The organism is Streptomyces sp. NPDC085596, assembly GCF_044541565.1.
Taxonomy (GTDB): Bacteria; Actinomycetota; Actinomycetes; order Streptomycetales; family Streptomycetaceae; genus Streptomyces.
Window position 1 is genome coordinate 793,612 of record NZ_JBITTC010000001.1, and the last position, 22,096, is coordinate 815,707.

The following is a 22,096-nucleotide window of genomic DNA, read 5'->3' on the forward strand; positions in this document are numbered from 1 at the left end:
ACTTCCCCGTTCCGGGGTGTGGGGGGACAGCCGTGTGGCCCTGCCGCGAGCGACAGGACCACACGAGGGTTGTTCGGTTCAGCTCTCGTCGTCCGGCGCGGAGACCGTGGCGGTCTTCTTCGCCGTCGACTTGGCGGCCGTCTTGGCGGTCTTGGTGGCCGCCTTCTTGGCCGTCGTCTTCTTCGCCGTCGTCGTCTTGGCGGCCGTCTTCTTCGCGGCCGTCGTCTTCTTGGCGGCCGTGGCCTTCTTCGCGGCCGTCTTCTTCGCCGGTGCCTTCTTGGCCGCCTTGCGGGCGGTCTTCTTGGCGGGAGCGGCCTCTTCCTCGGCAGGCTGCTCGGCGGCGGGCTCCTCGGCGGGCGCCTCGGCGGCCGCCTCCGGCGCGGACGACGGGACGACCAGGACGGCCGTCTCCTCGGACGCGGTCGGCGCGGTCGCCTTGCGCACCGCGCGGCGGCGCGGACGGGCCGGGGCGGCGCTCTCCTCGGCCGCCGGAGCGGCCTCCGGCTCCGGCTCGGCCACCGGCGCGGACTCGGCGACGGTCACCACGGCGGCCTCGGCCCCGGCCGGCGAACCGGCGGGCGCGGACACCTTGCGGGTGACCCGGCGACGGGCACGGCCCTTGGGCGCGGCCTCCTCGGCAGCGGGCTCGGGCGCGACCACCGGGTCCTCGGCGGCCATCGGCGCGGCCTGCGCCTCGGCGGCCGGCTCCGGCTGGACGGGCCGGGCGGCGGCCTCCTCGGCGGAGACGGACGCGGCGGTCGGCGCCTCGTCGGCGGCCCGCTCGAACCGCTCGGCCTGCGCGGCACCGCGGCGGCTGCCCTCCTTCGGCGCACCGGCCGGGGCCGAGGCCCGTCGGCCGGCACGGCGCCGCGAGCGGCCCCGTCCGGCAGCGGCCTCCGCCTCGGCGACGGAGCTGTACAGCTCCTCGTCCGGGGTGAACTCCGCCGAGGGCAGCGCGAGCGGCTCGGCGACCTCGGCGGCCACCTCGGCGACCGTCTCGACGTGCGTGTCGGGGGCCTCGGCCACGGCCGTCTCCACCGTCAGCGTGTCGCCGTCGCCCTCGTGGGTGTGCCCGTCGCCGGCGCGGCGCTTCTTGCGCTTGCCGCCACCGCCGCCACCGACGGCGGTGGGCTGCTCCATGTGGACGATGACACCGCGGCCGTTGCAGTGGACGCAGTTCTCGGAGAAGGACTCCAGCAGGCCCTGGCCGACCCGCTTACGGGTCATCTGCACCAGGCCCAGCGAGGTCACCTCGGCCACCTGGTGCTTGGTCCGGTCCCGGCCCAGGCACTCCAGCAGACGGCGCATCACCAGGTCCCGGTTGGACTCCAGCACCATGTCGATGAAGTCGATGACGATGATGCCGCCGAGGTCGCGCAGCCGGAGCTGACGCACGATCTCCTCGGCCGCCTCCAGGTTGTTCCTGGTGACCGTCTCCTCCAGGTTGCCGCCCTGGCCGGTGAACTTGCCGGTGTTGACGTCGACGACGACCATCGCCTCGGTCCGGTCGATCACCAGCGAACCGCCGCTGGGCAGCCAGACCTTGCGGTCCAGCGCCTTGGCGAGCTGCTCGTCGATCCGGTACGTGGCGAAGACGTCGACCTCGCTGGTCCACTTCTGGAGCCGGTCGGTGAGGTCCGGGGCGACGTGGGAGACGTAGCCGTGGATGGTCTGCCATGCCTCGTCACCGCTGACGATGACCTTGGAGAAGTCCTCGTTGAAGATGTCGCGGACGACGCGGACGCTCATGTCCGGCTCGCCGTACAGCAGCGCCGGGGCGTTGCCCGTCTTCGCCTTCTTCTTGATCTCCTCCCACTGCGCCTGGAGCCGCTCGACGTCACGGCGCAGCTCGTCCTCGCTCGCGCCCTCGGCGGCGGTGCGCACGATCACGCCCGCGTCCTCGGGGACGATCTTCTTGAGGATGGTCTTCAGCCGGGCCCGCTCGGTGTCGGGCAGCTTGCGGCTGATGCCGGTCATCGAACCCTCGGGGACGTACACGAGGTAGCGGCCCGGCAGGGAGACCTGGCTGGTGAGGCGGGCGCCCTTGTGACCGATCGGGTCCTTGGTCACCTGGACCAGGACGGGCTGGCCGGACTTGAGCGCGACCTCGATGCGGCGCGGCCCGTGGGCCATGCCGAGTGCCTCGAAGTTGACCTCACCGGCGTACAGGACGGCGTTGCGGCCCTTGCCGATGTCGATGAAGGCGGCCTCCATGGACGGCAGCACGTTCTGGACCTTGCCCAGGTAGACGTTGCCGACGTACGAGGTGGCCTGCTCCTTGTTGACGTAGTGCTCGACGAGCACGCCGTCCTCCAGGACGCCGATCTGGGTGCGCTCGCCGTGCTGGCGCACGACCATCACCCGCTCGACGGCCTCGCGGCGGGCCAGGAACTCGGCCTCGGTGATGATCGGCACCCGGCGGCGGCCCTGCTCGCGGCCCTCGCGGCGGCGCTGCTTCTTGGCCTCCAGACGGGTCGAGCCCTTGATGGACTGGACCTCGTCGGACGGCTCGGCGGCCTTGCGGGGCTCGCGGACCTTGACGACGGTGCGCTCGGGGTCGTCGGCGGGCTCACCCTCGCCGGAGTCACCGGCGCGACGGCGACGACGACGGCGACGACGGCTGGAGCTGGAGCCACCGGACTCCTCGCCCCGCGCGTCCTCGGCGTCCTCTTCCTCCTGCTCGGCGGTGTCCTCGGCGTCCTGCTCGGCCTGCTCGGCGGCCAGGTCGCCGGACTCGCCGTCCGTGCCCTCGTCGTTCTCGTCGTCGTCATAGGCGTCGCCACGGCGGCGGCGACGGCCGCCCCGGCGGCGACGGCGACGCGAACCGGACTCCTCCGAGCCCTCGGCGTCGTCGGACTCGTCGTCCTCGACGAGTTCCTCGGCGGACTCTTCGGCCGCCTCCGGCTTCTCCTCGACGGCGCGGGTCTCCTCGGCGGCGGCGCCACGGCGGCGACGGCGACGGCGGCCGTTGTCGGCGCGCTCGTCGGCGATGGTCTCGGTGGCGGCGGTGTCCTCGGGCTTCTCGGGCTCCGCGGCTGCCTCGGCCTCCTCGGCCTCACTCACCCCGGCGGCCTGGGCCGCGGCCTCGGCGGCGGCGCGCTGCGGGGTCTGGAACCTCGGCTCGGTGAAGACGGGTGCCTGGAACGTGGCCACGGCGGGGCGGGAGGCGCGGCGCGGGGCGTCGCCCTCGGCGGGGGCGGGCGCGGAGAACCCGCCCGCGGCCTGGCGCACGGCACGGCGACGGCGGCGCGGGCCGCCCTCGGCCTCGGTCGTCTCGGGCTCGGCCTGCGTCGCCTTGCGGGCGGCGCGCGGCTCGGCCTCGGCGGCCTCGGGCTTCTCCTCGGCGGCGGCCGGGGCACCGGCGGGCGCGGAGGCCCGGCGGCCGGCACGACGGCGGGTACGGCCGGCGGGAGCGGCCTCGGTCTCGGGCTCCGCCTCGGCGGCCGGGGCCGGCTCGGCCTCGGGGGTCTCGGGCTTCTCCTCGGCGGCGGCCGGGGTCTCGGCGGGCGCGGAGACCCGGCGGGTGGCGCGGCGGCGCGTACGGCCGGCCGGAGCGGCCTCGGGCTCGGTCTCGGTCTCGGCGGCGGGCTCGGCTTCGGCGGCCGGAGCCGGTGCGGCGGGCGTCTCGGCGGCGGCCGGGGCCTCGGCGGCGGGCGCGGACACACGGCGCGTCGCACGACGGCGCGGACGAGCGGCCGGAGCGGCCTCGGTCTCGGTCTCGGCCTTGGTCTCGGCGGCCGGAGCCGGTTCGGCGGGCGTCTCGGCGGCGGGCGCGGTCTCCAGCGCCTCGTCGGCCTTGGGTGCCCCGGCCGGGGCGGAGGCGCGCCGGGTGGCACGGCGGCGCGGGCGCGCGGGGGTCTCGGTGGTGGCCTCGGCGGGCGCGGCGCCCGTCTGGTCCTCGGTGTCCTGGGCCACGTCGGCCTCCTCGGCCTTCTTGTCCTCGGCAGCGATCTGAGCGGGCGCCCCGGCGGGCGCGGAGGCCCGGCGACGGGTACGGCGCGGCGCGGACGCGGCGGCGGTCCCGGTACTGCCTTCGTCGGAGTCGGCCGGCTCGGCGGCGGACGCGGCCGGTGCGGCCGTCTCCGTGCCGGTGGCGGCCTCGGCCGTGGCGGGGGACCCGGCGGGCGCGGCTGCGCGGCGGGTGGTGCGGCGGCGCGGGCGGGCGGCCGGTGCGGCCGTCTCGTCGGGGGCCTCGGGGGCCTCGGCCCGGTCCGCCGGGGTGGTGGCCTCCGGCTGCGCGGTGGTCTCGGTGCCGGTTCCGGCGGCGGGCGAACCCGCCGGGCGGGACGCGGCGCGGCGACGCCTGCGCGGGGGCAGCGTGTCGCTGGGGGTGTTCAGTTCGGAACCCTCGTTGGGCTCGGTCGGTTCGAGCATGCGGGCATTGCTCCCGTCGGAGCTCCCGGGTCGCCGCGCCTGGTCCGGGGCCGGTCTCTTAAAGACCGGCCACCGCTGACGTCCGCGGCCCGCGCGATGCGCGGTGGCCGCCGTCCGGGGCGCGGGCGCCGCACGGGAGCACTCTGTGTCCTGTCTCGCCGGTTCCGTACGCCTTGTCGGTACGGCCTGGCGAAAAGTCTTCTGGTCGGTGCGCTGCCCGACCCAGGTGGCTCCCGGATACGAGGGCGGCGCTACGGCGTCCGTCCCTACACGGAACCTTCCGGCATCGGCGCCGTCGCGGCGGCAGCCGGTTCGGCCTTCGGGGCCGGGGCTGCCTCGCGGTCGGGCGCGAGCGGGTCGGTCACCGTGCCGGTCTCTTCATCGAACAGCCCCTGCGCCAGCCTGGTCACCGCTGCGGGGACCGGCGGCGCCAGGTCGGCCACGGCGCGAAGACCGGACAGGACGTCGTCGGGTCGTACGGCAGGCGTCACGTGCCGAACAACCAGGCGCAGTATCGCACAGGGCTGGTCGCTGGGCCTATCAGCCGACTCGTCCCGCGTTTCCAGGGTGACGACGGCGGCGCGGGCGTCGAAGGTGCGGACGCCGTTCTTGGCCATGCGCTGCACCTCCACCGTCTCCGCCCCCATGAAGGCGTCGGCGGCACGCCGGGCCTCCTCGGCGTCGACGCCGTCCAGCCGCAGCTCCCACACGGAGGCGGTCAGCCGGTCGGCGAGCCCCGAGGTGCGGCCCTCCACGGCGTCGACGATGTCGAGTCCGGCGGGCATCGACTCGTCGAGCAGGGCGCGCAGGGCCTCGGGGTCGCGCGGTGCGGTCAGCGCGATCTCCAGGTACTCCGCCTCACTGCCCGTGCCGGTGGGTGCGGCATTGGCGTACGACACCTTCGGGTGCGGCGTGAACCCCGCCGAGTACGCCATGGGTACGGCGGCGCGGCGCAACGCGCGCTCGAAGGCGCGCTGGAAGTCACGGTGGCTGGTGAACCGGAGGCGGCCGCGCTTGGTGTAGCGCAGTCGGATGCGCTGCACCGCAGGTGCGGGCGGCGGGCCTTCGGGCTGTCGCTTGCCCAGTGTCCTAGTCCTTCGTGAGAGCGGTCGTACTGCCACCAAGAGTACGTGGATCGCGCTCGGGAGGTTCCCGCCGGTCCACGGCGGCCGGCTGCCGCGGGTCGCCGAAGAGGGCCCGCCGCAGATCCCGGCGGGTCTCGCGGAGGGTGTCGCGGGCGGCGGCGAGGGTCAGCCGGGTGACCCGTCCGACCTCGCGCGCGGCCTGGGCGGCGGGCCGCAGGACCGCGTCGCGCACGGCGTGTCCGACCGGGGTCAGGATCGTCCGGTACGCCCAGCGCGCGGGCTCCACGAAGATCCACCGGAAGAGGGTCCCCAGCGCCCGGCCCACGACGAGGGAGACGCGCCCGGCGATCCGCCAGGCGTGCCCGAGCGCGTCGGCGACCTCGCGCGCGACTACGGCCAGCACCCGGCCCACCGGGGCCAGGACCCAGCGCCACAGGGCGAGGGCGGGCAGCACGAGCAGGACCCGGAGCGTCCAGTACAGGACGGCGCCGGCCCCGGTGACCAGGGCGTCCGCGAGCCACAGCAGCGCCCGGCCGACAGGCGCGAGCACGTACGCGTACAGCCACTTGGCAGGGATGACGAAAAGGTGCCGCAGCAGCCAGAGCACGGCATTGCCCAGGCCGGTCCCGGCCGCCGCGAGGAGCGTGCCCAGGGGCACGAGCAGGTGCGTGTACACCCCGCGGGCCGCCCAGCGGAGGGCATGGCCGAGCGGGGTCAGGACGTGGGCGTACAGCGCGCACAGCGGTACGACCACGAGCACGTGGCCGAGCAGGCTCAGCGCCTTCCCCACCGGGACGAGCACCCAGCGCCACAGCGCCTCGAAGGGCCATACGAAGAGGGCCCGGCCGACCCACAGCAGCGCGCGTCCCAGCGGGCGCAGCACGGTGGCGTGCAGGAACCGTCCGGTGACGACCAGCGCGTCCCACACCAGCCGTACCGGCACCACGAGCACCAGCACCACGATCCGGACGGGCAGCCGGACGGCGACGACGAGGCAGCCCTCCGGGGGCTGCGGGGCGGGCGGCTTGTCGAGGTCCATACCGGCATAGACGCCACCGGCCCGCTTTCGGATGCCTTTTCAGGTCGCCGTGGTCACCCGGGCCTTGTACGTCTCCGGGTAGCGCTGGGTGAACTTGACCGCGATCACCAGCAGGACGATGGGGATGACCCAGTTGAACCAGTCGTCCTGGTCGGGGAAGTGGATGGCGAGCCAGGTGGAGGCCGTCATCACGGCGAAGGTGACGCCCCAGTACGCGGTGAGGACCCGGTTGATGTGCCGGAAGACGGGCGAGTCCCAGTACTGGCGCGGGGTCGACTCGCGGGCGTACTGCGCGGTGAAGGGGTCGTACAGCAGCGAGGCGAACGCCACCACGGCGACCAGGCCGTTGGAGATGACCTGGGCGTAGGTCTCCACCCAGAGCAGATCCGGGCGGTTCAGGGCGAGGGCGAGGACGGAGAGGACTGCGAAGAACACGATGCCGACCGCGTCGAGGATGCGGATCTTCCCGTGCAGCAGGTCCTGCGCGGACAGCACGGTGGCCGCGACCAGTGCGGCGAGGGCCGCGTACTCCCAGGTGCTGGGGCTGGCCACCACACCGAAGATGATCCAGGGGGCGAACGAGAGGAACACGCTGCCGGTACCGACGGGCTTCTTCCTGGGCGAGGTCTGTTCCGTGGTCGCCTGCTGCACCATGAGGACGTCCTCCCGTGAGGTGTGCCGTCGTGGGATGTCGCGGCCCGCCCCCGTCCCATGGTCGCGCCGCTCGCCCCGGCCCGCACGCCGCCCGTGGTGCGGTGCGGCGGCCGGGCACCTACCGTGAGAGGTGCGGTCCGGACGAGCGAGGGGTCCGCTCTGCATGCCCTGGAGCCGTCATGACGTTTCGCTTCAGCGAGAACGACCAGTTCAACTACGAGATCCTGCTCGCCCTCGGTTCGGTGTGGCGGCAGGGAGCCGATGCGGGCGAAGTGCTCACCACCGCCGGGTCGGTGGCGGACGGAGACGGGCAGGTGTGGTTCGACGCCTGGCTGGACCTGGGCCGCCGCGTGCGGGTGGAAGCGGAGGAGTGCGCGGCGGCCGGCCATCCGGTGAGCGCCCGCGAGGGCTGGCTGCGGGCGGCCGGCTATCTCGGTACCGCGATGGTCGGCGTGGACGCGGTCCCGGACGCGGAGAAGCGGGCGGCGGAGGCGTTCGCCGAGCACCGCGCCTGCCTCGACCGGTTCCTGCTGGCCTGCGACCCGCCCGCCGAACCGGTCTCGATCCCCTACGAGGACACGACGCTGCCCGGCTACCTGGTGAGCCCGCCCGGCACGGACGGGCCGCTGCCGACCCTGATCGCCAACAACGGCAGCGACGGCCCGCTCAGCGCCACCTGGACGCTGCTCGGCGCCCCGGCGGTGGAGCGCGGCTACCGGGTGCTGCTCTTCGACGGCCCCGGCCAGCAGTCGATGCTCTTCGAGCGCGGGGTCACCTTCCGGCCGGACTGGGAGAACGTCATCACCCCGGTCGTGGACTTCCTCCTCGCCCGCCCCGACGTGGACCCGCGCCGGATCGCGCTGGCCGGGATCAGCCAGGCCGGGTACTGGGTGCCGCGCGCGCTGGCCTTCGAGCACCGGATCGCGGCGGCGGTCGCCGATCCGGGGGTGGTGCGGGTGGCGGAGAGCTGGTGGCAGCACCTCGGCCCGGACCTGCGCGCGCTGTGGGAGTGCGGGGACCGCGACGCCTTCGACGCGATCATCGGGGAGGCGCTGGAGCAGAATCCCGCGCTGGCCGCGATGTGGCGCTGGCGGGCCAGGCCGTACGGCGTCGAGGCACCCTACGACCTGCTCTGCGAGGTCTCGCGGTACGACCTGCTGACCGAGGTCTCCCGGCACGACCTCACCCGTGTCGTGGACCGGATCACCACCCCGCTGCTGGTCACCGACCCGGAGGGCGAGCACTTCTGGCCCGGCGCCTCCGAGCAGTTGTACGACGCGCTGCCGGGCGTGAAGGAACTGGTCCGCTTCACCGAGGAGGAGGGCGCGCATCTGCACTGCGAGCCGCTCGGGCGGGCCCTGTTCGAGGAGCGGGTCTTCGACTGGCTGGACGCCCGGCTCGCGACCGCCGGGACGGTGTGACGAACGGCTTTGATCACCGTACGGCTGCGGCCGCGTAACGCATTGATCTGACCACGCCAAAGCTATGGATTCCGGCCAGTGCTGCTGGTTCCATGGAAGACCAGACACGCACTTCCCTGGGGGGACGACAAATGCACTGGTACGTGGACGTGCTCAAGAAGTACGCGGTGTTCAGCGGTCGCGCGCGGCGCCAGGAATACTGGATGTTCTTCCTGTTCAACCTGCTCATCAGCATCGTGCTGGCGATCGTGGACGCCGCCCTGGACACCTCGATCCTCGGGATCGTCTACTTCCTCGCCGTCCTGGTCCCGGGCCTCGCCGTCACGGTCCGCCGCCTGCACGACACGAGCCGCTCGGGCTGGTGGATTCTCATCTCGCTGATCCCGCTCGTCGGCGGCATCATCCTGCTCGTCTTCGTCGCCTCCGAGGGCAAGCCGGAGGCCAACGAGTACGGCCCCAACCCGAAGTACGCCCCGGCGGTCTGACGCCGGTCCAGCCACGAAGAAGGGCCCACCGGATACCTCCGGTGGGCCCTTCTTCGCGTGCCTGCTCAGTGAGAGTGCCCGCTCGGTGCCGGGGCGGCGTTCTTCACTGCCAGGGGCAGGAGCTTCTTGCCCGTCGGGCCGATCTGGATGTGGGTGTCCATCTGGGGGCAGACTCCGCAGTCGAAGCACGGGGTCCAGCGGCAGTCCTCGACCTCGGTCTCGTCGAGGGCGTCCTGCCAGTCCTCCCAGAGCCAGTCCTTGTCGAGGCCGGAGTCCAGGTGGTCCCAGGGCAGGACCTCCTCGTAGGAGCGCTCGCGGGTGGTGTACCAGTCGAGGTCCACGCCGAACTCGGCCAGCGCCTTGTCCGCGCAGCCCATCCAGCGGTCGTAGGAGAAGTGCTCACGCCAGCCGTCGAAGCGGCCGCCGTCCTCGTACACCGCGCGGATCACCGCGCCGACGCGCCGGTCGCCGCGCGAGAGCAGGCCCTCGATGATGCCGGGCTTGCCGTCGTGGTAGCGGAAGCCGATCGAGCGGCCGTACTTCTTGTCGCCCCGGATCTTGTCGCGGAGCTTCTGCAGGCGCGCGTCGGTCTCCTCGGCGGAGAGCTGCGGCGCCCACTGGAAGGGGGTGTGCGGCTTGGGCACGAAACCGCCGATGGAGACCGTGCAGCGGATGTCGCCCGAACCGGAGACCTCACGGCCCTTGCGGATGACGTTCGTGGCCATGTCCGCGATCTGGAGGACGTCGTCGTCCGTCTCGGTGGGCAGGCCGCACATGAAGTACAGCTTCACCTGGCGCCAGCCGTTGCCGTACGCGGTGGCGACCGTGCGGATCAGGTCCTCTTCCGAGACCATCTTGTTGATGACCTTGCGCATCCGCTCCGACCCGCCCTCGGGGGCGAAGGTCAGGCCCGAGCGACGGCCGTTACGGGTCAGCTCGTTGGCCAGGTCGACGTTGAACGCGTCGACCCGGGTGGACGGCAGGGAGAGGCCGACCTTGTCGTCGGTGTAGCGGTCGGCCAGGCCCTTGGCGATCTCACCGATCTCGCTGTGGTCGGCGGAGGACAGCGAGAGCAGGCCGACCTCCTCGAAGCCGGTCGCGTTCAGACCCTTCTCGACCATGTCACCGATGCCGGTGATGGAGCGCTCGCGCACCGGACGGGTGATCATGCCCGCCTGGCAGAACCGGCAGCCACGCGTGCAGCCGCGGAAGATCTCCACCGACATCCGCTCGTGCACCGTCTCGGCGAGCGGCACCAGCGGCTGCTTGGGGTACGGCCACTCGTCCAGGTCCATCACCGTGTGCTTGGACACGCGCCACGGGACACCGGAGCGGTTGGGGACGACACGGCCGATCCGGCCGTCGGGGAGGTACTCCACGTCGTAGAACGCCGGGATGTACACCGCGCCCGTCTTCGCCAGCCGGAGCAGGACCTCCTCGCGGCCACCGGGACGGCCCTCGGCCTTCCAGCCGCGGATGATCTCCGTCATGTCCAGCACGGCCTGCTCGCCGTCACCGATGATCGCCGCGTCGATGAAGTCCGCGATGGGCTCCGGGTTGAACGCCGCGTGACCGCCGGCCAGGACGATCGGGTCGTCGACCGTACGGTCCCGGGACTGTAGCGGGATGCCCGCCAGGTCCAGCGCGGTGAGCATGTTGGTGTAGCCCAGCTCGGTGGAGAAGCTCAGGCCGAGCACGTCGAACGCCTTCACCGGGCGGTGGCTGTCGACCGTGAACTGCGGGACGCCGTGCTCCCGCATCAGCGCCTCCAGGTCCGGCCACACGCTGTAGGTGCGCTCGGCGAGGACGCCCCGCTGCTCGTTCAGCACCTCGTAGAGGATCATGACGCCCTGGTTGGGCAGACCCACCTCGTAGGCGTCCGGGTACATCAGTGCCCAGCGGACCTCGGCCTCGTCCCAGGGCTTGACCGTGGAGTTCAGTTCTCCACCGACGTACTGGATCGGCTTCTGCACATGCGGGAGCAAGGCTTCGAGCTGCGGGAAGACCGACTCGACAGACATCGCGGCATTACCTTCGTGAGCTGACGGGGGGCACCTCCCGGCCGGAGGCTGAGGGAGGATGACCATCAAGCGTAACCCGCCCGGACGCCTCCTCCGCACGCCCGGAGCGGATCTCCCCACCGGCCTCACGCCGGGAACACGCGCCGCGCCTTCCGCCACCGGCCGGGCAGCTCCGCCTCCGTACGCCGGCCGGCCTGCTCCTCCCGCTCGTACAGCACCCCGTACGTGAACGCGCTCTCCCCCGCCGCGTGCGCCACCGCGGCCAGCTCCCGCAGGGTCCGGCGGGCCAGCACGCTGTCCTGGTGCTCGCCGAGCAGGCTGGTCAGCTTCTTCGCCGTACGGGCCAGGGCGCGGGCGGAGCCGCCGAGCGCGGGGACGGCCGCCTCGGCGGCATAGCGGGCGCGCTTGGCGCGCTTACGGGCCTCGTGCAGGGCGTGGTCGCGGTCCTCGCCGGGCGGCAGATCCAGCGCGGCCGTCACCAGCCGGGTCAGCTTCGCGCCCTCCTTCCTCAGCGCGCGGGTGAGCACCTCGCGCGGCTCGCGGGCCGCCTTCTTCCGCAGCGGCGGGTCGGCGAGCAGGGTGTCGAGACTGTCCAGCAGGGCGAGACAGCGGGCGGAGTCCAGCACCCCGAGCAGATGGCCGCGGGTACTGCCGTGCCGGGCGGTGGCCCAGGAGGCGAGGCGCTCGCGGACGGGACCGGTGACCTGGCCGGGCGGCAGGGCGTCGAGGGCGGACGTCAGCCGGTCCGCCAGCACCTCCTGGTCGCGGTCGACCCCGAGTTCGCGCGCCAGCCACTTCAGCTCGGCGGCGACCGGCGCGGTGGCGTCCCGGTCCAGGACCGAGCCGAAGCTGCGGAAGGCGGACCGCATCCGGCGGGTGGCCACCCGCATCTGGTGCACGGAGTCCGGCAGATCCCGGCGGACACCGGGGTCGCGCGCGAGGATCGCCTCGCGCTGCTCACGCAGGTACGCGAGGACATGGTCCCCCGCCGTCACCGGCTCGGCCGCCCGCGCCGGCCGGGCGCGGGAGCCGCCGGTCCGGCGCAGCGCCTCGGCCACCTTGGACGACGCCTTCGACGGCCGTACCCCCGCTTCACCGAGCCGCTCCTCCACGGCGTCCAGCAGGGCCGGGTCGGCGCCGTCGGCCAGCTCCACCTCGATCTCGGTCCACCGGGCGGTGCCGCCCGCCCGGTTGAGGCGCTCGGCGGTCACGGTGTCGACGCTCGCCTCGGCCAGCAGGACGCCGTCCGCGTCGAGGAGGTGCCGCACATCGCGGGCGGACCGGAGCCGGACCACGGGCACCAGCTCAGCGCCCCGGACCCGTGAGCGGACCAGCGCGGCGATCTCCCCGGGCACGGTGTCCGAGAGCGGCGCCCGGATCTCGTCCCGGACACCGGGCGCGACCGGGAACTTCAGATGCCACCCGGCGTCCGAGCCCCCGGTGCGGCGGCGCAGGGTGAGCGAGGCGGCGCCCAGGCGCTCGTCGGCGGTGTCGTAGTAGGTGGCGTCCAGCTCGACCACCCCCTGGTCGACGACGTCCGCCACCGCTCCGGTGCCGGCCAGCTCGGGCAGCCCGCCGTCCGCCACCTCGTACTTCCGCTCGATCTCCCGCTTCACGTCCGTCATGAACCGAATCTAGAACGCCCCCGCGCTCTCAACCAGCCCCCGGATACGGGTGAGGGCCGGGAGATGCTCCCGGCCCTCGTCAACCAGCTCCGCCGAACCCTCGCAGGGTCACGCCGACATGGGCCGCTGCGCCCTGATCGACTGCAACAGCCCCACCGCCACCCAGACCGCGAACATCGAGGAGCCGCCGTAGGAGACGAACGGCAACGGCAGACCGGTCACCGGCATGATGCCGAGGGTCATGCCGATGTTCTCGAACGCCTGGAAGGCGAACCAGGCGACGATCCCGGCGGCCACGATCGTGCCGTAGAGCTCGGTGGAGTCGCGGGCGATACGGCAGGCGCGCCACAGGATGACGCCGAGCAGAACGATTATCAGGCCCGCCCCGAGAAAGCCCAGCTCCTCCCCCGCGACCGTGAAGACGAAGTCGGTCTGCTGCTCGGGCACGAACTGGCCCGTGGTCTGCGAGCCGTGGAACAGCCCGGAACCGGTCAGCCCGCCGGAGCCGATGGCGATCCGGGCCTGGTTGGTGTTGTAGCCGACGCCCGCCGGGTCCAGCTCCGGGTTGGCGAAGGCGGCGAACCGGTTGATCTGGTAGTCGTCCAGGATGTGCAGCTGCCACACCGCGATGGCACCGGCGGCGCCCGCCGAGATGAGGCCGAACACCCAGCGGTTGGAGGCGCCGGAGGCGAGCAGCACGCCCAGGATGATGATCACCATCACCATGACCGACCCGAGGTCGGGCATGAGCAGCACGATGAGGATCGGCACGGCGGCGAGCCCGAGCGCCTGGAGGACCGTGCGGTGGTCGGGGTACGCCTTGTCGCCCGCGTCGACCCGCGCGGACAGCAGCATCGCCATGCCCAGGATGATCGTGATCTTCACGAACTCGGAGGGCTGGATCGAGAAGCCGCCGCCGAAGACGATCCAGGAGTGGGCGCCGTTGACGGTGGAGCCGAGCGGGGTGAGCACCGCGAGGATGCCGGCCAAGGACAGCCCGTAGAGGATCGGCACCGCGTTGCGCAGGCCGCGGTGGCCGAGCCAGAGGGTGCCGATCATCAGGGCGAGCCCGATGCCGGTGTTCATGAAGTGCCGGAACAGGAAGTAGTACGGGTCGCCCTGGTTGATCTCGGTGCGGTTGCGGGTCGCCGAGAACACCAGCAGGGAGCCGATCAGCGACAGCGCGAGGGCCGCCAGCAGTATCGGCCAGTCGAGTCTGCGGGCCAGCGAGTCACGGGCGAAGATCCTGGTCCAGCCCGCGCGCTCCGGGCCGTACCCGGAGACGGAGAAGGTGTTGCCGGTCATGTGCGTGTCCTCCGGCTCCCCCTCCGGCGGGGCCGCCTGCGGGTGTTGCTGTTGGTGTTGGGCGAGGGCGAGGTGGCGGCGGCGGGCTGGTCCTCGTCGCCGTTGCTGGTGTTGTTCTTCTGGGCGGCCTCGACGTCCTTGGCCGGGTCGCCCTTGATCTTCGGGGCGGCCACGGTGCCGTCGGGGCGGACCTTCGGCAGGGTTTTCTGCGGCTCGGGCAGCAGGGCCGTGTTCTTGTCGATGGAGCCGTCGCCCTTGACGCCGTAGAGCGCGCTGTAGATGTTGCGGACGGCCTCACCGGAGGCTCCGGAACCCGTACCGGCCTGGGCGATCGTCATGATCACCGTGTAGTCCTTGGAGTAGGTCGCCAGCCAGGAGGTGGTCTGCTTGCCGTAGACCTCGGCCGTGCCCGTCTTGGCGTGCAGGGGGATCTTGTTCTGCGGCCAGCCGCCGAACTTCCAGGCGGCGGTACCCCGGGTGACCACGCCCGAGAAGGCGTCGTTCATGCCCTTCAGCGTGGCCTTGGAGACGGGGAGACGGCCGCTCTTCCTCGGCGGGATCGGGGTCACGGTCTTGCCGTCCGCGCTGATGACGGCCTTGCCGATGGTGGGGTGGTACATGGTCCCGCCGTTGGCGACGGCGCCGTAGATCACGGCCTCCTGGATCGGCGTGACGAGGGTGTCGCCCTGGCCGATGGAGTAGTTGATCGAGTCGCCCTCACGCATCTTGTTGCCTTCGAGGCAGTTCTCGTAGGCGATCTTCTCGACGTAGGAGCCGTCCTTCTTGCCGTACTTGCACCAGGCGTCCTTGTTGGCCTTCCAGTAGTCCAGCTTCCACTGGCGGTCGGGGACGCGGCCGGTGACCTCGTTGGGCAGGTCGACGCCGGTCTCCTTGCCGAGGCCGAACTGGTGGGCGGCCTTGTAGAAGTAGTCCTTGGGCTGGCCCTTCTTGGGGTTGATGCCGCCGTCGCGCTTCCACTCCTGGTCGGACAGGTAGTAGAAGACGGTGTCGCAGGAGACCTCCAGCGCACGCCCGAGCGGGATCGGGCCGAAGCTCTCGCCCTCGAAGTTCTTGAAGACCTGGCTGCCCACCGAGTAGGAACTCGTGCAGGGGTAGCGGCCGTCGAAGTCGTACCCCGCCTCCACCGCGGCGGCGGTGGAGATGACCTTGAAGGTCGAGCCGGGTGCGGCCTGGCCCTGGATGGCCCGGTTCAGCAGCGGGTAGTCGGAGTTCTTGCCGGTGAGGGTCTGGTAGTCCTTGGCGGAGATGCCGCCGACCCAGACGTTCGGGTCGTAGGTCGGCGCGGAGGCCATGGCGACGATGCGGCCGGTCTTGGCCTCCATCACCACGGCGGCACCGGAGTCGGCCTTGTAGTTGGTGCCGGTGATCTTGTCGAACTGCTGGCGGGCGACCTTCATCGCCTTGTCCAGCTCGAACTCGGTGACCCGCTGGACGCGCGAGTCGATGCTGGTGACCAGGTTGGAGCCGGACTCCGCCGGGTCGGCCTGGGCCTTGCCGATGACCCGGCCGAGGTTGTCCACCTCGTAGCGCGTGACGCCCGCCTTGCCGCGCAGCTCCTTGTCGTACTGCCGCTCCAGGCCGGAGCGGCCGACCATGTCGGAGCGCAGGTAGGGCGAGTCCGTGTCCTTGGCCTTCTGGATCTCGTCGTCGGTGACGGGCGAGAGATAGCCGAGGACCTGGGAGGTGTTGGCCTTGCCGGGGGCGCCGTACCGGCGGACGGCCTCGGGCTCGGCGGTGATGCCGGGGAAGTCCTCGGCGCGCTCACGGATCTGGAGGGCCTGCTTGGGCGTGGCCTCGTCGGTGATGGGGATCGGCTGGTAGGGCGAGCCGTTCCAGCAGGGCTGGGGGGTCTTGGCGTCGCACAGCCGGACCTTCTGCTGGACCTCGTCGGGCTTCAGGCCGAGGACTCCGGCGAGCTTGGCCAGGACGCCCTTGCCGTCGTCCTTCTGCTTGAGCAGGTCGGTGCGCGAGGCGGAGACGACGAGGCGGGTCTCGTTGTCCGCGAGGGGCACACCGCGCGCGTCCAGGATGTCACCGCGCACGGCGGGGTCGACGACCTGCTGGACGTGGTTGCCGGACGCCTCCCGCTGGTACTCGGCGCCCTCGCGGATCTGGAGGTACCACAGGCGGCCGCCGAGGGTGCCGAGCAGGGAGAGGACGAGGATCTGGATGACGACCAGCCGGATCTGGACCCTTGGGGTCCGCCCGGTCTCCGGAATGTTGGTCATGGGCGCAGCCCATTCATTGGAAGGGTGGTGGCGGGCGACGGGTGGGCGGTCACTGCTGCTGACTCCCCCTCTCAGCGCGGGAACTGGTGTGCGCGTACGGATGATGAACGTGCGGCCGGAGTGGCCGGGTTCCGCCGTTTCTTCCCCGTTCGGGTGAATTCGGGGGCTGTCACAGCCGCTTGACCCCCTTGATGCGGCCGACGCGGGCCGAGCGGGTGCGGGCCTTGGCCTTCAGGGCGCCGAGGCCCCGCTGGGAGCCGAGGCGCAGGCCGGTGCCGGAGGAGAGCCAACCGGAGGAGATGTTCCCGGCCTTGGCGGCGGGGCCGGACTCGGCCAGCGGGTCGTTGTCCGCACGGCGGGCCAGCCACATCACGCCGGGCACCACGAACGGGGCCAGCAGCAGATCGTACAGCGCGGCCGAGAACAGCAGGCCGGGCAGGCCGACATGGCGGGCGGCGGTGTCGCCGACCAGGGCGCCGACGCCGGCGTAGAGCAGCGTGGAGCCGATCGCGGCGGCGACCACGACGGCCATCGGGCCGGTCGCCGACTTCAGCCGGCCGGTCTCGGGCTTGACGAGCCCGGCGAAGTAGCCGATGACGCACAGCACGAGGGCGTAGCGGCCGGCCGCGTGGTCGGCGGGCGGCGCGAGGTCCGCGAGGAGTCCGGCGCCGAAGCCGACGAGGGCGCCGCCGACATGGCCGTACACCAGGGCGAGGCCGAGGACGGTCAGGAGGAGCAGGTCGGGGACGGCACCGGGCAGGTGGAGGCGGGCGAGGACACTCACCTGGATCACCAGGGCGACGACGACCAGCACGGTGGAGAGCAGGACGCGGTTGAGGCGCATGGGTGGTTCAGCTCCTACTGCTGCTGGCCGTTGGTGTCGGAGTCGTCCGGCGCTGCGCCGTCCGCCGAGGGGGTGACCGTGACGGTCACCGTGGGCGTCGGGACCGGCTTGGGCTTGGCCGGGAGGACCTCGTCGCGCGGGTCCTTCTTCGGTCCCGTGACGACCACGCCGACGAGGTCGAGCTTGCTGAAGCCGACGTACGGCGTGACGTAGAGGGTGCGGGTCAGGCCGCCGCCGGAGGGGTCGACGCGGGAGACCACGCCTACGGGCACGCCGGGCACGAAGGGCTTGTCGGCCTGGGAGCCGAAGGTGACGAGCCGGTCGCCCTTCTTCACCTCCGCCTTGCCGTTGAGGAGTTCCACGCGCAGCGGGCGGTCGCCCTGTCCGGAGGCGAAGCCGAGTTCGTCGTTGCCCTCCATACGGGTGCCGACGGTGAAGTCGGGGTCGTTGGCGAGCAGCACGGTGGCGGTCTCGGGGCCGACCGTGGTGACGCGGCCGACCAGGCCGTCGCCGTTGAGCACGGTCATGTCCCGCTTGATGCCGTCATCGGCGCCCGCGTCGATGGTGATGGTCCAGGAGAAGCCCTGGGCGGCTCCTATGGCGATGACCTGGGCGCCCTTGATGCCGTACTGGCCCTGGCCCGCGACCTTCAGCATCCGGTCGAGCTGGTTCAGCCGGCTGCGGTTGCGGTCGTCGCTGCCCAGCTTGGCCTTGAGTGCCGCGTTCTCCTTCTCCATGACGGCGAGCCGGTCGTGGCGGCTGCCGGAGTCCCGGACGGCGGAGACGGCGTTGCCGACCGGGTCGACCGCCGTGGACAGCCCGTTCTCGATCGGGCCGAAGGCCGCGGCCGCGGCCTGCCGGGCACCGTCGACCGGGGAGTTCCGGCCTCCGCGGATGTCCACCGTGATCAGTGCGAACGCGATGGCGATCAGCAGGACCAGGAGCAGGCGGCTCTCTTTCGTGTCCCTCACGTGCGGCGGCCGTGCCCTTCCTCTATAGGAATTCGGGGACCCCGATAAAGCGCCGTTGCCGACGCTCGAATCGAAGGGGGTCCGTTGGGGGAGCTTATGCCTCTATATCAACGATCCGCCGCACGAGAGCAGAACGTCTCGTACGGCGGAATCGAAGTGTCATGTCATCGGCGCGGCTGGGCGTCGAGCACCTGCTGGAGCGCCTCGAACTCCTCGACGCACTTGCCGGAGCCGAGCGCGACGCTGTCGAGCGGGTCCTCGGCGATGTGGATCGGCATGCCGGTCTCCTGGCGCAGCCGCTCGTCGAGACCGCGCAGCAGGGCGCCGCCGCCGGTCAGCACGATGCCCCGGTCCATGATGTCGCCGGACAGCTCCGGCGGGCACTTGTCCAGGGTCGTCTTGACGGCATCGACGATCGCGTTGACCGGTTCCTCGATCGCCTTGCGTACCTCCGCCGCGGAGATGACGACGGTCTTGGGCAGCCCGGACACCAGGTCCCGGCCGCGGACTTCGGTGTGCTCGTCGGAGTCGAGGTCGTACGCCGAACCGATCGTGATCTTGATCTGTTCGGCCGTCCGCTCACCCAGCAGAAGGCTGTACTCCTTCTTGATGTACTGGATGATCGCGTTGTCCAGTTCGTCACCCGCGACGCGGATGGACTGGGCGGTGACGATGCCGCCGAGGGAGATGACCGCGACCTCCGTGGTGCCGCCGCCGATGTCCACCACCATGTTGCCCGTGGCCTCGTGGACCGGCAGGCCGGAGCCGATGGCCGCGGCCATGGGCTCCTCGATGATGTGCACCTGGCGGGCGCCCGCCTGGGAGGAGGCTTCGATGACGGCGCGCCGCTCGACGCCCGTGATGCCCGAGGGGACACAGACGACGACCCGAGGCCGGGCCAGATACCGCCGCTTGTGGATCTTCAGGATGAAGTAGCGGAGCATCCGCTCGGTGATCTCGAAGTCGGCGATCACGCCGTCCTTCAGCGGCCGCACGGCCACGATGTTGCCCGGCGTGCGGCCGATCATCTTCTTCGCTTCGGCGCCGACCGCGAGGATGCCACCGGTGTTGGTGTTGATCGCTACGACGGACGGCTCGTTGAGTACGATCCCGCGACCCCTGACGTACACCAGCGTGTTGGCGGTCCCGAGGTCGACAGCCATGTCACGGCCGATGAACGACATTGAGTTCCCCATCAGGATTCGACGGGCCTTCCCTGGAAGCTTTTGAGGGCTTTTCAGGTCGGCGAGGTGGGTGCGGTGACGTGAAGGCTTCCATCGTAGACGCGCCTGCACGAACACCGCGCGAGGGTCTTCGCCAATTGTCAGCAGATGGCGCGCCGCCTCGCTTGTGGAGACGGTCCATCGGGGGCACGCGTTCCCCCGATCGGCAACGCATATGCCGAGGGACGGCCGAAATGGTACGGCCGCCCAGGGGCGGGATATCCGGGGGTGCTGACGAACCCTCAGAAAAATTCCCTAAAACTCCGCACTGCGTGGCCCGGACGGGCCCGCACCGCACCGGTCAGTCACGGCCCGGAAAGAAAATCTTCACCTCGCGCTCGGCGGACTCCTCCGAGTCCGAGGCGTGGATCAGGTTCTCCCGCACGATGACACCGAAGTCCCCCCGGATGGAGCCGGGAGGCGCCGCGATCGGGTCGGTCGGGCCGGCCAGCTGCCGCACACCCTCGATGACCCGCTCACCCTCGACGATCATGGCGACGACGGGGCCGGAGGACATGAACTCGACCAGGGGCTCGTAGAAGGGCTTGCCCTCGTGCTCGCCATAGTGCTGCTCCAGCGTGCCCCGGTCCAGCTCGCGCAGCTCCAGTGCCGCGATCCGCCAGTCGGCCTTGCGCTCGATACGGCCGATGATCTCGCCGACCAGGCCACGACGGACGGCGTCGGGCTTGAGAAGGACGAGGGTGCGCTGGGTCACGGAAGGCTCCTTACGACTGACGTGCGGTGGCACGAGGTTACAGGGCGTGTCCACGCCTTCGTCACGCAGCGTCAGCCGCAGGGGAGGACCCAGCGGCGGCAGCCGCCGCGAAGCGGGCCTTGGCCTCGTCGATCTTGCGGCCGTAGTGCACCGACGCCCACCACAGGGCCGCGAACACCGCGCCCATGAAGTACATCATCGGCACGAAGAAACCGGACGCGATCAGCGCGATCTGGAGCGCCCAGCCGAGGACGACACCGCCCGGCCGGGTCACCATGCCGCACAGCAGCACGGACAGCACCATGGCCACCCCGCAGACCCACCACACCGTGGACATGGCCAGCGAGGGGTCCTTCATGGCGACCAGACCGGCGAACCCGATGACGAAGAACTCGCCGATCAGCGTCGATGAACAGAGCGTACGCACGAGCGGTTTACCTCAGCCCTTCCGAAGCAGCAGGCGGGCCTCGCCCACCGTGATGACCGAGCCGGTGACCAGGACGCCGCCGCCGGCGAACTCGCCCTCCTCCTCGGCCAGCGTGATCGCGGCCTCCAGCGCCTCCGGCAGCCGGGGCTCGACCTGGACCCGCTCCTCGCCGAACACCTCGACGGCGATGGCGGCCAGCTCGTCCGCGTCCATGGCGCGATGGCTGGAGTTCTGCGTGATGACGACCTCGGCGAAGAGCGGCTCGAACGCCTCCAGCAGCCCGCGCACGTTCTTGTCCGCGCTCGCGCCGACCACACCGATCAGCCGGCTGAAGTCGAACGACTCCCGCACCGCCTCGGCGGTCGCCTCGGCACCCGCCGGGTTGTGCGCCGCGTCCAGCACGACGGTCGGCGAACGCCGGACGGTCTCCAGGCGGCCCGGCGAGGAGACGGCCGCGAACGCCTTGCGCACGGTGTCGATGTCCAGCGGCTCGGCACGCTCGGCGCCGACCCCGAAGAACGCCTCGACGGCGGCGAGGGCGACGGCCGCGTTGTGCGCCTGGTGGGCGCCGTGCAGCGGGAGGTAGACCTCCGGGTACTCGCCGCCGAGACCGCGCAGGGTGAGCAGCTGACCGCCGACGGCGACCTGCCGGTCGACCACGCCGAACTCCATGCCCTCGCGGGCCACGGTGGCGTTCTCCTCGACGGCCTTCTTCAGCAGCACCTGGGCCGCGTCCACCGGCTGCTGCGCCATGATCACGGTCGAGTCCGGCTTGATGATGCCGGCCTTCTCGGTGGCGATCTGCTCGGGCGTCTCGCCCAGGCGGTCGGTGTGGTCCAGCGAGATGGGCATGACCACGGCGACGTCACCGTCGATCACGTTGGTCGCGTCCCAGCTGCCGCCCATGCCGACCTCGACGACGGCGACGTCGATGGGCGCGTCCGCGAAGGCGGCGTACGCCATGCCGGTCAGCACCTCGAAGAAGGACAGCCGGTACTCCTGGGCGGTGTCGACCATCCCGATGTACGGCTTGATGTCCTCGTACGTCTCGATGAACCGCTCGGCGCTGATCGGGGCGCCGTCCAGGCTGATGCGCTCGGTCACCGACTGCACGTGCGGGCTGGTGTAGCGGCCGGTGCGCAGCTCGAAGGCGCCGAGCAGGGCCTCGATCATGCGGGCGGTGGAGGTCTTGCCGTTGGTGCCGGTGATGTGGATGGAGGGGTACGTGCGCTGGGGGTCGCCCAGTACGTCCATCAGGGCGGCGATCCGGGTGACGGAGGGGTCCAGCTTGGTCTCGCCCCAGCGGGTGGCCAGCTCGGTCTCCACCTCGCGCAGGGCGCGGTCCACCTCGGGGTCCTCGGGCCGGGCCGGTACGTCGGCCTCCGGCGGGCCGCCCTGGGTGCGCAGGGTGCGGCTGCCCGCCTCGATCACGGCGAGGTCGGGGTCGCGGTCCGTCTCCTCGGAGACGATCTCGTCGAAGGAGTCCAGGGGGTCGGGCGTGTCGTTGTTACCGGGCGAGTCGCTCACGGGATCAGTCTACGGAGGGCGCGGGGTGTCGCGCGTGGTGGTCCGGCTGCGGCGCCGTCGTGGCTTGTCGCGCAGTTCCCCGCGCCCTGGGTGGGTGCGGCTCAGGGTCACTGGACAGGCCCCCGGCGCAA

At 71.8% G+C, this 22,096-nt stretch carries 16 protein-coding genes; 2 read left to right on the forward strand and 14 right to left on the reverse strand.

Translation table 11 applies throughout. The annotated features are described in order from the left end of the window. Positions 1-78: 78 nt before the first annotated feature. The 4 genes from ACIGA3_RS03645 to ACIGA3_RS03660 form a co-directional block, all read right to left on the reverse strand. Positions 79-4,374, reverse strand: a complete 4,296-nt coding sequence (locus ACIGA3_RS03645) for an Rne/Rng family ribonuclease (RefSeq protein ID WP_399710153.1) — start codon at positions 4,372-4,374, stop codon at positions 79-81. A 266-nt stretch (positions 4,375-4,640) separates the two neighbouring features. After that, positions 4,641-5,417, reverse strand: a complete 777-nt coding sequence (locus ACIGA3_RS03650; RefSeq protein WP_399710155.1) for a TIGR03936 family radical SAM-associated protein — start codon at positions 5,415-5,417, stop codon at positions 4,641-4,643. 46 nt (positions 5,418-5,463) lie between these two features. Then, a complete protein-coding gene (locus tag ACIGA3_RS03655; protein ID WP_399710157.1) occupies positions 5,464-6,498 on the reverse strand; it encodes a hypothetical protein in 1,035 nt (344 codons plus the stop codon). Positions 6,499-6,537: 39 nt separating this feature from the next. After that, positions 6,538-7,152 carry a hypothetical protein gene (locus ACIGA3_RS03660; protein ID WP_399710159.1) on the reverse strand — a complete coding sequence of 205 codons (615 nt, stop codon included), beginning with the start codon at positions 7,150-7,152 and terminating at the stop codon, positions 6,538-6,540. Between the two features lie 179 nt (positions 7,153-7,331). On the opposite strand from ACIGA3_RS03660, the gene ACIGA3_RS03665 reads away from it, so the two are divergent. Further along, positions 7,332-8,573, forward strand: coding sequence for an alpha/beta hydrolase family protein (locus tag ACIGA3_RS03665; protein WP_399710161.1), 1,242 nt, complete (start codon positions 7,332-7,334; stop codon positions 8,571-8,573). Positions 8,574-8,704: 131 nt separating this feature from the next. Further along, complete coding sequence (locus ACIGA3_RS03670) at positions 8,705-9,058, forward strand: DUF805 domain-containing protein (RefSeq protein ID WP_399710162.1); 354 nt, start codon at positions 8,705-8,707, stop codon at positions 9,056-9,058. A 65-nt stretch (positions 9,059-9,123) separates the two neighbouring features. On the opposite strand, the gene ACIGA3_RS03675 is transcribed toward ACIGA3_RS03670, so the two are convergent. From ACIGA3_RS03675 to ACIGA3_RS03720, 10 genes are all read right to left on the reverse strand, one after another. After that, complete coding sequence (locus tag ACIGA3_RS03675; protein ID WP_399710164.1) at positions 9,124-11,079, reverse strand: TIGR03960 family B12-binding radical SAM protein; 1,956 nt, start codon at positions 11,077-11,079, stop codon at positions 9,124-9,126. Positions 11,080-11,204: 125 nt separating this feature from the next. Then, positions 11,205-12,704: a CHAD domain-containing protein gene (locus tag ACIGA3_RS03680; RefSeq protein WP_399710165.1), complete on the reverse strand. Its 1,500-nt coding sequence runs from the start codon at positions 12,702-12,704 to the stop codon at positions 11,205-11,207. A 108-nt stretch (positions 12,705-12,812) separates the two neighbouring features. Then, the gene (rodA, locus tag ACIGA3_RS03685) at positions 12,813-14,009 is read right to left on the reverse strand and encodes a rod shape-determining protein RodA (protein WP_399710166.1); all 1,197 of its coding nucleotides are present in this window, start codon (positions 14,007-14,009) and stop codon (positions 12,813-12,815) included. Next, on the reverse strand, positions 14,006-16,258 hold the full coding sequence (gene mrdA, locus ACIGA3_RS03690) for a penicillin-binding protein 2 (protein ID WP_399710167.1): 2,253 nt from the start codon (positions 16,256-16,258) through the stop codon (positions 14,006-14,008). The genes rodA and mrdA overlap by 4 nt, the downstream gene beginning before the upstream one ends. Before the next feature lie 169 nt (positions 16,259-16,427). After that, on the reverse strand, positions 16,428-17,102 hold the full coding sequence (mreD, locus tag ACIGA3_RS03695) for a rod shape-determining protein MreD (RefSeq protein WP_393913554.1): 675 nt from the start codon (positions 17,100-17,102) through the stop codon (positions 16,428-16,430). Between the two features lie 14 nt (positions 17,103-17,116). After that, positions 17,117-18,073, reverse strand: coding sequence for a rod shape-determining protein MreC (mreC, locus tag ACIGA3_RS03700; protein ID WP_399710168.1), 957 nt, complete (start codon positions 18,071-18,073; stop codon positions 17,117-17,119). A gap of 164 nt (positions 18,074-18,237) precedes the next feature. Beyond that, positions 18,238-19,257 carry a rod shape-determining protein gene (locus tag ACIGA3_RS03705; RefSeq protein ID WP_399710169.1) on the reverse strand — a complete coding sequence of 340 codons (1,020 nt, stop codon included), beginning with the start codon at positions 19,255-19,257 and terminating at the stop codon, positions 18,238-18,240. 340 nt (positions 19,258-19,597) lie between these two features. After that, the gene (ndk, locus tag ACIGA3_RS03710; RefSeq protein ID WP_399710171.1) at positions 19,598-20,011 is read right to left on the reverse strand and encodes a nucleoside-diphosphate kinase; all 414 of its coding nucleotides are present in this window, start codon (positions 20,009-20,011) and stop codon (positions 19,598-19,600) included. A 61-nt stretch (positions 20,012-20,072) separates the two neighbouring features. Further along, a complete protein-coding gene (locus ACIGA3_RS03715) occupies positions 20,073-20,438 on the reverse strand; it encodes a DUF4233 domain-containing protein (RefSeq protein ID WP_399710173.1) in 366 nt (121 codons plus the stop codon). A 12-nt stretch (positions 20,439-20,450) separates the two neighbouring features. Then, positions 20,451-21,965, reverse strand: coding sequence for a bifunctional folylpolyglutamate synthase/dihydrofolate synthase (locus ACIGA3_RS03720; RefSeq protein ID WP_399710175.1), 1,515 nt, complete (start codon positions 21,963-21,965; stop codon positions 20,451-20,453). Positions 21,966-22,096 lie beyond the last annotated feature (131 nt).